At 33.7% G+C, this 12665-nt stretch carries 7 protein-coding genes; 6 read left to right on the top strand and 1 reads right to left on the bottom strand.

What is annotated here, in order from left to right; all coding sequences use genetic code 11:
* Positions 1–7: 7 nt before the first annotated feature.
* The 6 genes from BXY64_RS11375 (at position 8) to BXY64_RS11350 (ending at position 10664) form a co-directional block, all read left to right on the top strand.
* Positions 8–562 (top strand): RNA polymerase sigma factor, encoded by a 555-nt coding sequence (locus tag BXY64_RS11375; protein WP_120240516.1) that lies wholly within the window; start codon positions 8–10, stop codon positions 560–562.
* Positions 563–899: 337 nt separating this feature from the next.
* Positions 900–2072: a FecR family protein gene (locus BXY64_RS11370; RefSeq protein WP_120240090.1), complete on the top strand. Its 1173-nt coding sequence runs from the start codon at positions 900–902 to the stop codon at positions 2070–2072.
* Positions 2073–2232: 160 nt separating this feature from the next.
* Positions 2233–5811, top strand: a complete 3579-nt coding sequence (locus tag BXY64_RS11365) for a SusC/RagA family TonB-linked outer membrane protein (RefSeq protein ID WP_211334480.1) — start codon at positions 2233–2235, stop codon at positions 5809–5811.
* Positions 5812–5848: 37 nt separating this feature from the next.
* Positions 5849–7408, top strand: a complete 1560-nt coding sequence (locus BXY64_RS11360; RefSeq protein ID WP_211334479.1) for a RagB/SusD family nutrient uptake outer membrane protein — start codon at positions 5849–5851, stop codon at positions 7406–7408.
* Between the two features lie 311 nt (positions 7409–7719).
* On the top strand, positions 7720–10041 hold the full coding sequence (locus tag BXY64_RS11355) for a TlpA family protein disulfide reductase (RefSeq protein ID WP_120240086.1): 2322 nt from the start codon (positions 7720–7722) through the stop codon (positions 10039–10041).
* A 107-nt stretch (positions 10042–10148) separates the two neighbouring features.
* Positions 10149–10664: a TlpA family protein disulfide reductase gene (locus BXY64_RS11350; RefSeq protein ID WP_120240084.1), complete on the top strand. Its 516-nt coding sequence runs from the start codon at positions 10149–10151 to the stop codon at positions 10662–10664.
* An 82-nt stretch (positions 10665–10746) separates the two neighbouring features.
* Here the strand turns inward: BXY64_RS11350 and BXY64_RS11345 are convergent, their stop codons facing one another.
* Positions 10747–12537 carry a C45 family peptidase gene (locus BXY64_RS11345; RefSeq protein WP_120240082.1) on the bottom strand — a complete coding sequence of 597 codons (1791 nt, stop codon included), beginning with the start codon at positions 12535–12537 and terminating at the stop codon, positions 10747–10749.
* Between the last annotated feature and the right edge of the window lie 128 nt (positions 12538–12665).

The raw sequence follows: 12665 nt of genomic DNA, 5'->3' as shown, positions 1-12665 counted from the left end.
ACCAACTATGACCACTACTCAACTATTTAATCAAATCAAATTAGGAGATGTAAAAGCCTTCGAAGAGCTTTTTAATCAACTGTATCCTTCGATGTGTGTAGTCGCACGAGAATACGTAAAAGACAATGGTCTTGCCGAGGATATTGCACAGGAAGCTTTTATAAAACTTTGGAACTCTCGAGATAAGTATGACACCATTTCTTCTTTAAAATCTTTCCTTTATGTAGTGGTAAAGAATTTAAGCTTAAATCATTTAAAAAGAAATAAACTGGGAAACCAGTATACCGAAAGTTTGATCAAAGAGGATTTTTTGAACTTTAACAATCAGATTGTAGAAGAAGAGACCTACAGAATTCTTCAACAAGCAATAGAGGAATTGCCCAAGAAAAGTGCAAGGGTAATGTTGTTAAGTCTACAGGGAATACAAAACCAGGAAATTGCAGAAAGACTGGATGTTTCGGTTAATACGGTAAAAACATTAAAATACAACTCTCTTAAAACATTAAGAACTAAATTGAAGGATTATTACTTTTTGTTGCTATTGTTTATCGGAGAAATATAGTCTTAATCATTTGGAACTTGCATGTTTGATATACAATTAAAATCATTTAGTTTTTCCAAAGAATTAATAGATCTCATCACAAAGGCAGTAAATGCAATCCAAAAGTTTAAGACTGCCAATTATTCAAACTATTGGTTTTAAATATTTGATAGCTGGAAGTTAAATATTTACCCTTCTACTATCTTACCGCTTTAGTTTATATTTTTCTTACCTTCAGTAAATCAGTTAAAAAGGATAAGATTGTGTGTGATTGTTAAAAAATGTAATTTTTTTTCACCTTTTGTTCATCTACTACATTTTTTTAATTGTTTTAATAATAGAAAACCAAAAATTCTAAATGGAAAATCTAAATACGGAATATAAAATTGCTCAATTAATTTCAAGGGAACTGATTGATGAATTGACAACTGAAGAGGTGCAATTGCTTGAGAATTGGAAGGAGAGTTCTGTTGACAATAAAAATTTGTACGAGCAAATAAAGCGAGGGGAGAAACGAAAAATAAGAAATGCCTATGTGCAATCTTTGGATAAAAAAACTGCCTGGATAAAGATTAAGGAGGAGATAAAACCAGAAAGAAAAGTAATTCGTTTGAAAGAATGGAGTCTTAGGATTGCCGCAGTGCTAATTATTGGAGTACTGATAGCAAGCCTGTATCATATTTCTACCAGGGATATTGAGATAGGACAGGAGTTGGCAGAAATTAAAATAGAACCAGGTTCATCAAAAGCGGTACTTCAACTTCACAACGGAAGAACCATTCAATTGGAAAATGTGAAAAGCGATAGTATTTTAGAAAAGGATGGAACTTTAATTAGCAACCAGAAAGGGAAATTGGCTTATGCTTCTGGTCAAGCAAATCATGAGAGGATACTATACAATCAGGTAAAAGTTCCTGTAGGTGGCGAGTACCAGCTAACTCTTGCAGATGGCACCAGGGTTTGGTTAAATTCTGATTCTGAAATTAAATATCCAGTTCAGTTTAGCGAAGATAAAAGAAAAGTTTGGGTTGCTGGTGAAGTATATTTCGATGTGGCTCATAATAAGCAAAAGCCTTTCATTGTAGATGTAAAAGATGTTGAAATAGAGGTTTTGGGAACGGAGTTTAATGTTGAGGCTTATCACGATCAGAATACGGTTACCACAAGTTTGGTTGAAGGAAGTGTGAAATTGAGTAAAAACAATGAAAGTGTTATTATTAAACCAAACCAACAGGCCATTATTTCCAAGCATGAAATTCAGTTTGCTGTTCGAGATGTGGATGCCAGAAAATATGCTTTATGGAAGGATGGTGTTTTCTATTTTAAAGAAGCCAGTTTGGGAACCATTATGGAAAAACTAGAGAGATGGTATGATGTTAAAGTTTTCTTCATGAATCAATCTGTAATAAATAAAAGATTTTCAGTTGAGGTAAAAAGATATGAGGATATTAATGAGATATTGGATATTATATCGAGAACAGGTAAAGTGAATTTTGAGATTAAATCCAATATAATAACTGTAAAAAACTAAGAAATAAAAAAAGCAGAGTTTGCTGCAACAATCTCTGCTTCATGAATAAAAACCCAATTCCCTGCAAGGAATTGAATTGTTAAACCCTAAATACAAATTTATGCAAAAAAATGGAAACCGGAGTTTCTGTCGTAAGAAACTTTACAAACCTTTATTAGCTATGAAAATTACTTTTATGCTATTATTAGTAAGTGTTTTTCAACTTTCAGCCAGTGTTTATTCTCAGAACACGAGATTCGATATGAAGTTGGCAAACAAGACTTTAATAGAGGTTTTCGAGGAAATTCGTAACAATAGTGAATTCTCATTTGTTTACGATTTGGATGATGTTGAGAGTATTACAGACATAAATGTGTCGGAACACGAGGCTACTGTGGAAGAAATACTTAATTCATGTTTGGAAGATACAAATCTTACTTATGAAGTAATTGATAAGGTTGTAGTTGTTAAGCAAAAGCCTTATGTTGCTCCAAAATCAGAGCAGCAGGAAAAGAAAGAAATTAAAGGTAAAGTAACAGACAGGGATGGCATTCCTTTACCAGGTGTGTCTGTTGTAATTAAAGGAACTAATGTTGGTGTGGCAACCAACATCGATGGGGAATATGTTCTGGAAATGGAAAAGGACAATGCCATTTTGATCTTCTCATTTGTGGGAATGCTACCTCAGGAGGTGGTTTATAATGGGCAATCGGTTCAAAATATCACATTAAGCGATGATTCTAAGCAGATGGCAGAGGTGGTTGTTACGGGATATGCTACAATATCAAGAGAAAGAGCAACCGGATCATATTCAAAAATAGCTTCTGAAGATTTAGAAATTAGACCATCGGAAAGTATAGGTGAAGTAATTGGTAGTACGGTTGCTGGTGTTCAGCAAGGAGAGAATGGTAATATTGTTATCAGAGGTGTAGGGTCGTTTAAGGCAGAAACAGCTCCTCTTGTAGTGGTTGATGGTTTTGCAATTTTAACCCCAGATCCGTTTGAATCTGTCAATCCGACTGAAGTAGCAAGTGTTACATTTCTAAAAGATGCAGCAGCCACTTCAATTTATGGAGCAAGAGCAGCAAATGGAGTTATTGTTATAACAACCAAAACGCCAGAAAAAGGTAAATTTAATGTTGAAGTTAACTCATTTGTTAATGTATCTGAACGTATTGATTTGGATCATGCTTTAAATATGGCTGGCACCGAAGCTACCATTAAATATATGGAAGATATTGAGAAATTTGTTCCAAGTCCGGGTATCTCATATTGGAGAGATCCATATACAAATCCATCACGTTATTCTTGGGATGTAGCTCCACATGTTGCCATGATGTTTGAAAGAAGAAACGGCAATATCTCACAGGAAGAATACAATGCACAAAGAGCAAAGTTGATTGCACAGGATGGTATATGGAAAAAGCAATATGAAGATCATTTGCTAAGGAATAGAGTATATCAAAATCACAACCTTACAATTACAAGTGCCACTGATAAGAGCTCTTCGAAATTTAGCTTGTCTTATGCCAAAGACTTAACACACTATAAGTATAATAATTCAGATAGATATCAAGCCAATTTTACGAATGTGTATAATGTGAATCCTAATATTAAGGTAGGAATAACTTTTAATGGGATTTATGGAAAAAACCAAATGAATGGTACTAATATTAGTGAAATAAGTAGTGTTACATCTCCATATACAAGATTGTTGGAAGAAAATGGCGATTATGCATATATGGCTAAGGGAATATATTTGCCATATCTTGAAAATGGTACGATTGATGAGTCAATATTTCCTTATTCCTGGAGGTATAATATTTTAGAAGAGGCAAAAGCCAGAGATAATAATAGTTCTAATTACAATCTGCGCTTCAATGGTTTTTTAGATGTTAAAATAATTAAAGGTTTATCGGCAAATTTCTCCTTTCAATATGAAATGGCTGGAAATAAAACCGAAAATTATTTAAGGGAAAACTCCTACTACTACAGAAGTGCGGCGAATCGTTTTTCTGTTTTGGATCCTGCTACTGGTATAAGAAATATTCCTAACGAGTTTATTGAGGGCGATGCAATACAAACATCATCTAATAAAACAGAAGCATATAATTTTAGATCACAATTAAATTTCGATAGGGAATTTAATGGCAAGCACAGAATTACTGCATTGGCAGGTTTCGAAGCGATTTCTACAGATGTAGAGGTGAATTCCACAACCACACGACCAGGTTTTAATGAAAGAACTTACACAACAGATCGTTATGTGAATTATGAATTAAGACTTCCAACGTTTGAAGGTAGTAATAGTTATATGCCATGGTCTTTAGGAGGGTATTCAGCAAACTTCGACAGATATGTATCAGGTTATTTTAATGCGTCTTATACTCTTGATAGTAAATATACGCTAACCAGTAGTGCTCGTATCGATGGATCAAACTTTGTTGCAGATGATGTAAATAGTAAGATTTCACCATTTTGGTCTGTTGGTGCTTTATGGAATATGAACAAGGAAGATTTTATTAAAGATAATTTAAGCTTTGTAGACCTTTTGCGATTAAAAGTTACTTATGGTGTTGGTGGTATAGCTGCAGGTAAAAGAAGTGTTTCAACTGTTTCAACACTTTCAACATATCAATTAAATCAATTTGTGGGAGCAGGAGAAAATGCTTCATACATCTATAATCGTGCCATTCCTGATTTAACCTGGGAAAAAGCCTATACTTTAAACATTTCCACAGATTTTTCGATGTTTGAAGGAAAATTGTATGGTTCCTTAGGGTATTATAATAAAGATTCTCGTGATGTATTAATGAACACACCGGTATCATATGTGGTTGGAGGAACCAACTCTCTAACTTTGAATAGTGGAAACATAAACAATAAAGGTGTTGAAATTGAGTTAGGATCTCGATTAAATATTACCAAAGATATTTCGTGGACAGGTAATTTAAACTTTACCTATAATAAAAATACAGTTGTTGAATGGGATTTGGATAGACCATATGTAAACACATATGTAGGAGGAGGGTTTCCTGTTAAAGGACAGTCCTTAAATACTGTTTATGCCTTTAAATTGAAAGGATACTCCGATGAAGGTCTAGCCATTGTACAGTTAAATGATGGTACTGAAGTTGTAGCCGATTCAAGAAATAATACCATGTATTACTCAAGGTTTGATGAATCAAAGGGTGAAAGTATTACAAATAATAACAACTATACAAAAAAAATAGGAACATTAACAGCACCTATGTTTGGCGGCTTTAGAAGTAGCTTAAAAGCTTATGGTTTTACCTTGTCGGCAATGTTATCCGGAGAATTTGGTCATATATTTAAAAGAAATGATGATTATGGCTATTCTGCAACAAATAGTAAATACCCAAAATCCTTGGAGAAAGCTTGGCATTTAGGTGATGATGCTTCGAAATTTACTTACAGACCATATCCTAATGCTGCAAATGCATCTTATTTAAATTCAGGGTATACAAATTTATATTACTCCAATATAATAAATGCAGCTGAATCAAATTATGAGAATGCCTCGCATATCAGGTTAAAAGAAATTTATCTTGGTTATGAAATACCTGTGAAAAAAATAGCAGGTGAGAATTCGAAAATCACTAGAGCAAATGTTTATTTCCAGGTTAAAAATCTGGGTGTAGTTTGGACAGCAAACGATAAAGGATTGGATCCTTATTATCTGCCTGGTACAATGAAAACTCCAACGCAATTTACTTTTGGTTTAAAATTGAATTTATAGAACTATGAAAATAAAAGATATTATAATACTTATATGTATGCCTGTAATGTTATTCTCGTGTGCTGATTTTCTTGATGAGAATCCAAACAGAGCAGGTAACGATCCAATTGAGGATTTAGAGCAATTGGATAATATGATGAATGAAATGGCATATCAGACCAAAGGATCTACATGGGGACCTGGCGCTTCTGCTAATTTTGCCAATGCTATTGCCAGTGATGATTATGAGCTACATCCTGAAATTCAGGAAAAAATTGGTGCTCAGGATGTAGGTTTAATTTCTATTTTAGATAGGGAATATCTTACTTATCAATTTTCAAATTCTTATGAAATGGGGAATTTGTTTAAATCAATATATCATTTGAATACTGTTTTGGTTAATATTGATAATGTAAATGGTAATAATGAGACTTTAAGGAAAAAGATTAAAGCTGAGGCATTAAGTTATCGTGCTTATTATCATTTCAATTTACTGGTAAATTATTCTTTACATCCAGCACTAAATGAAGGAAATAATTTAGGAATGGGATATAGGACTGATATTAGTTTTGACTCAGAAGGGATCTCATCCAGAAATACGGTTTCTTATACCATGAGTAAAATTTACGAGGACATTTCGGAGGCTCAGATTTTATTTGAGGAGATTGGTGCTGACGATTTTGAAGTTGAATATAACTGGAGGTTAAACAAGATAAGTCTAATGGCAATAAAAGCCCGTATAGATTTGTATAATGGAAAGTATAGCGAAGCATTGGCAGCAGCCAATTATGTATTGTCAAAATACAATTATCTTGAAGATCTGAATAATGATGTTAATCCTAGTGATCCCTATTATATTTACACTTCGCAACATTCTTATACGCCTAAGGATGGTGCTGTAGAACAGATTTTAGATGTTCATTATACTGAAATGAACAAACAAGTAGAACTTCAGATGAATAATCCGGAAATGATTGTGCCTGTAATAATTTCTAGCCCATTCGGTGGGAATTTCCCAATGTCAGAATCATTATATGCTTCATTTGATATTAAATCTGATTTAAGACTTGTTAAGTTTTTTACTAATAATGCTTATTTAAAGAATGCCGGTGCTTCAAATTTTACGGTAGCTGAAATTAGTGCCTTAAGCGCTGAGAAAAGTCATAATTTTCAGGGAGTAAGTAATAGTACATCTAGTATATCTCTTTTACAAGGACCTAATGTTCCGGAGATGATGCTGATTAAGGCTGAATGTTTAGCTAGAGGTGAAGATGGAATTACTAAAGATGAAGCTGCAGTTCAGTCAATTCTTCAATCATTAAGAGCTAAAAGATTTGAATTGGCAAGCGATGCCAATAATATTTCCGGAAATCTTCAAGATGTACTTACAGAAAGAAGAAGAGAAAGGCCTTATGTGATTAGATGGTATGATATTAAACGACTTAATGCTTTGGATGATGCAGGTATAGTATTATCTAAAAAATATTTTACTGATCGTAATAATTCCAATTCAGGAATTAGTGTTTATTCTATTCAACCAAATGCAAATGCTTTTGCATTACCGATTCCTGATGAGGAATTAAGCTTGTTGAATGGGTGGGAACAAAATCCAGAGTAGTTTGGACTAAATGAGGTCTCACTATACTGTAAATAAGTAAAAAATAGATTTGTTTTAAAAGTTTGGCCTGTTTCAGCATGTATGTAATTACTTCTCTGAAGCAGGCCTTCTTTATTAGCAATACTATAAGCTGGTAAAGCTAAATATTCCCAGAGGAACTTCCCCTATAGCGAGCATAAAAGCATGTGATATTGATTATGATAAAAAAGCAGAGTGGTTTTTATCAAAAGCAAAGATAAAAAGTAGCCCTACTTTGATATATAGTACAGACTATAAACACAACACTAGTTTAATTTAATATTAATAACGAGATGATTAAAATTGTAAAGAAAGTTGTACAGCTACTAATGCTTTGTACATTCGGCTTATTTGTAACACAAAGTCAGGCAGCAAGCCAGAAACCTCAAAACCACGAAAAAGAGTTTAAGATAAAAGGAAAGATAAAGGGCTTAACGAACGAAGAGGGTGGATACGCTTTATTTGGCGATCAGTATCCAAATGGATATAAGAGAGTAAAAGTTAACATGAATAAAGGAAAACTTTCTTATAAAGGAACAACAGAAACATCAACCGTTATAAAATTAAGTTTTAGAAATAAGAACCTTTCAAAAACAACAACAGGCGGTGGATATATACCAACCAACGCAACAACATTAATGTGTGTAATTTACCCAGGAGCCAAAATTAAGGTATCAGGTAAAATCACCGACTTTATAGATGCTTACCCTAGCGATGGAGGAGAAAACGATATACTTAAAGGGCTAACCAGTAAATTGCATCCGGTCTTAAATCAATCGGTAAATATTAGTTTAGAACTAGATAAGAATAAAAAATTAACAGCAAAGGAGGTTGCTGCTCTTAAAAAAACACAAGAAGAATTAGGAACGCAAGCACAAAACATTAGAGTAGAGTTTTTAAAAAAACATGCATCATCGGTAGCAGGATTGTGGTTAATGGAAGATATGCTAGTGCGTTCGCAAATTAAAATAGAAGAAGTAGAAGAATTCTTAAAAGGAGTAGATGCAAAAAAATACGGAGAGTTGTCATACCATAAAGCGCTAGAGGATAGAGTAAAGGGATACAACTCAACCAAAATTGGAAATGTACTTAACTTTAAAACAAAAGCAACACTTAGTGGCGAAACATTCGATATAAAAGATCTAAGAGGTAAGTATGTAATTCTTGATTTTTGGGGAACATGGTGCGGAGCGTGTGTAAAAGGAATGCCAGGATTAATGGAATTTAGAAATGCACACAAAGATAAAGTAGAAGTAATTGCAGTTAACTGTGGGGATAGCGATGAGAGATGGAGAAAATCTAAATTTACCACAGGATATAATTGGATACATGTAAAATCGGATAAGGGTGATAATAACCTGGCAAATAAGTTTAATGTACAGGGATATCCAACAAAAATAATAGTAGATCCAAACGGAAAAATTATTAAAAGACATGTAGGCGAAACACCAGGCTTTTACGAAGAGTTAAAGGAGCTTATGGGCTTGGAAACTGAAGCAAAAGGCGAAGAATTTACCATTACAGCAAATATTGAAGATATAAACTCGACCGAAGGATCTTACTATTTTCAAGAAAAGGGAAAGCCTAAAGGACGATGGATTAAATTCCCCATGCAAGGCGGTACAGTAAAGTATACTGGGAAGGTAAGCGAGCCAACAATAATTTATATCAACTTTACCGACAATAAAGTAAGAAAATACTCGAACCCATATAAAGCAGGTTACTTTATGTCGAATGTATCTTTATTAGGCTTTGTAGCCATACCCAATAAAGAAATTACAGCTCAAGGAAAAGCAAGCGATTATATTGAGGCTTATGCTATCGGCGATCGTGAAAACGATTTAATGGCAAAACTTAATAAACAAGTGCACCCTTTGCTTAATAAAGTCATGAACAACTACTGTACACTTGGTGACAAATCCTTAAGCGAAGAAGAAAAAAAGCCTGTTGGCGAAGAATGCAATAAGCTTAACGAGAAAATATCGGCAATTAAGTTGGCCTTTGTACAAGAAAATATTTCATCAATAATAGGCCTGTCAACGGCACGAAGCTTATTAAACAATCAGATCTCTTTAGAAGAAGCACCAAGTTACTTTGCTAAAATTGATGAGAAGTACAAAAACTCCATGTATTACACCCAATTAATGGATAGGTACAAACAGTTAATCGAAGAAAAAGAGAGTAAAGAAAAAACAGCAGAAGGAAAAGAAGCTCCGGAAATTGTAACAAGCGAAAGCTATACGGGAAAAGCGTTTGCCTTAAAAAGTTTAAGAGGTAAATATGTATTAATCGATTTTTGGGGAACATGGTGTGGTGCTTGCATTAAGGGAATGCCAGAGATGAAAGCATTTCACGAAAAGCATGCTGATAAATTAGAGCTTTTAGGGATTGCCGCTGAAAAAGGAGGTAACGATCGTTGGAAGTCAATGATTAAGAATAGAGGCTTTAATTGGCATCAAATTCTTAATGGGAAAGATGATAAAGACTTTGTTAAAAAGTTTGGAGTAAGTGCATTTCCAACAAAAATACTAGTGTCACCTGAAGGGAAAATTTTATTAAGATATGTTGGAGAAGATGCAGAATTCTACAACAAGTTAGAAGAGCTTATCAATTAACCATTGTAAGGATTAAAAAGAGAACAATGAAGTTATTCATTGTTCTCTTGTAAAATTATTATTGCATTTTCTCCTGTAAAAATGGAGAAGGTGATTCAAAAAATGCAATGAAGAAGCATATTCCTGTATTTTTCTTTTTCGTAATTGTTGTTCTTGTTCTTTTAAGTGTGGAGGCATATAATAGCAAACAATTTTATAAAGAGTCGGAGATGCTTCCTGATCTAAGCTTGAAAAAAATAAATGGTAAGATTGTTTCTCTTAGTGATTATCAGGGAAAAAAGTTGTTTATCACTGTTTGGGCAACATGGTGCGGTCCTTGTTGTGGAGAAATACCATATTTGCAAAAAATAGAAAAAGAATATCATGACAAAAACATTGTATTCTTTAGTGTATCGGTAGATCGAGATATAGAAAAATGGAAGAAAAAGGTTAATGATGATAAGTTAGGAGGAATACAAATAAATGTAGGGCAAAGAAATAGCATTAGTAAAGATTATATGATTACCGGAATACCAAGATTTATGCTTTTCGATAATGAGGGGAAAATAGTAAGTGTAAATGCACCACGCCCTTCCCAAAAAGAAAAAATAGAGAAACTTTTTAATTCGTTAAGCGGATTTTAATAATTTGTATGTAAAATTATAGCTTCAATTACTCTGTTAATTGAAGCTATATTCTTTGATATGAGTTTACGGTATTATATAATTATTGATACTTGGCAATCATAGCATCTATTTTCTCCATTTCAGATTTTACCCATTTAACTGGGTAAAAGGGTTTGCAAAGTTCTTTTATCTCCTGGTTAAGTTTTTTCATTTGGCGAATGTTTTCAGGATTTGGAGATTGAGTTTGCATTTTGTCGTACATACGAATCATTTGTCTCTTTGCCCAAAAATAATCAGAAGGAGTGTTGTGTGCATTTTTTAGCATTTCCAAAATAGATTGTATAGCCTTTTCATAATCTTTAGATAGTCGGTTTATTGTAAATTGTGTTATGTAGGCAGAACCAAATGTTGGCATTTCAGCAACGTATTTACTTGCGTATTCAATAGCCTTTTCTTTATTTTCAACATTAATATAGCATCTCGAAAGCAGATTGTATTTGTATGCTGGCTGTAATTCTAATTCATTTACTTTTTCAATCATCTTAAGGTAGTCTTCTTCTTCCAATTTCTTTTTTCTGGAATAATTTTCCCGATACCATTTTTTAAAGACCAATCTGTTTTTTAGGTAATCTCCATCGGGGATCGTTTGCTTCTCTCTGTAAACGGAAACATCTTGTGTGGCAATTTCATATTCTAAAAATTGATTGCATCCGGCAAGCATTTCACCATAGGCAAAATAGATTTTTTGCCTGGTATTGTCCATGATACATGATTTTACTGTGATATCATTGTTTATGGAGCATCCCCATGAAGTGTCATGTGGCAATTCGTAGTAGGCAGTAGAGGAAACCATTTGATATGCCTTGTCTACCAAATTGTTGTTAGAGATGTTTTGATTTAGTTCTTTTAATTTGTCTTCGCGTGTAATATTGCTTTCTCCATGCATGTTAATCGAGCTGTATTCATATCTTCCTTTTTCGGATACAGCAAGGTTGGTTACGCCAACATAATTATCCTGCATTCTATTTTTGATGCATTCTCCTCTGGTCAATTCATACATTGCACCCGATTGATCCTTACTACTGCCAACCGTGATAAACCAACCATGTGTACTGTAATTGTTGAGCATTTCATCTACCTCGCTCAATTCATCGGCATTTTCCATTACATAGCGCAACTCAAAAGGCATGGGCATGCTAGTCACATAATCACTTTCTTCTTTGCCTTCGGGTATTGGACAGCCATTCATATTAATCGACATGCTTAAGCCATTGTGATTCATTCCTGTGTAAGCACCAGGATAATTTACAAAAGTCAATATTGTAGTAGGAATCTTGCCTTTTCTGTGATAATTTACAATTAAAGGAAACTTGGTGAAAATTTCAATTCCGGGCCAGTCAAGGTTTCTACCGTGCACAATTCCATTCTCATTTTTTAAAACAAAGGAGGTACAGCTGATTTCAAAAAAGATTTGAGGAAAATAGGCCATCGTTTTTACCTCTCTTAAGTTTAGTTCGCAGCCTTCAGCTATACCTTCCAATTCTTTAATGAATTCTTCTGGCATCCTTTTTTCTATTTTCCTGATTTTGGATTTTAAGACCATATTGGCAATCCATTTTTTCAAGAAAAACTTTCCAACATAGGTTTCTACTACGCTGTCAACTTTTACCTGCATTTTCATGATTTGATCATTCATTAAAACGCCATACTGCAAACCCATTTCGTAAGAGTCGCCTTTAACGCTTAGGAAAGGAACACCTTCCTTCACAAACATACTTCCCTGGTGAAAGATTCTGATTCCATTTTTTTCATTGTATTGGTAATCTTTTGCGAAAAGCAGCAAAGAGGATAGAAGAAGAGCGGTTAAAATGCTCAGATGTTTTAATTTCATGGCAGTGATACTTAGCTTAACAATTAGTTTTTGTTTTGTAATTTATAAAACTGGTAATTGCAAATCAAGTATTGTGCCAAAATAACTTTATGTTGATTTACAGAATGTTTTGCATTTGTATTTGATAT

The sequence above is a fragment of the Marinifilum flexuosum genome, from assembly GCF_003610555.1.
GTDB classification, from domain to species: domain Bacteria; phylum Bacteroidota; class Bacteroidia; order Bacteroidales; family Marinifilaceae; genus Marinifilum; species Marinifilum flexuosum.
Note: the sequence above shows the minus strand (reverse complement) of the source record. Positions and strands in the feature narration are given on the sequence as shown.

Coding starts and splice junctions, on each gene's coding strand:
- BXY64_RS11365 (WP_211334480.1), top strand. CDS start 2,233: ATGAAAATTACTTTTATGCTATTATTAGTAAGTGTTTTTCAACTTTCA.
- BXY64_RS11350 (WP_120240084.1), top strand. CDS start 10,149: ATGAAGAAGCATATTCCTGTATTTTTCTTTTTCGTAATTGTTGTTCTT.
- BXY64_RS11345 (WP_120240082.1), bottom strand. CDS start 12,537: ATGAAATTAAAACATCTGAGCATTTTAACCGCTCTTCTTCTATCCTCT.
- BXY64_RS11355 (WP_120240086.1), top strand. CDS start 7,720: ATGATTAAAATTGTAAAGAAAGTTGTACAGCTACTAATGCTTTGTACA.
- BXY64_RS11375 (WP_120240516.1), top strand. CDS start 8: ATGACCACTACTCAACTATTTAATCAAATCAAATTAGGAGATGTAAAA.
- BXY64_RS11360 (WP_211334479.1), top strand. CDS start 5,849: ATGCCTGTAATGTTATTCTCGTGTGCTGATTTTCTTGATGAGAATCCA.
- BXY64_RS11370 (WP_120240090.1), top strand. CDS start 900: ATGGAAAATCTAAATACGGAATATAAAATTGCTCAATTAATTTCAAGG.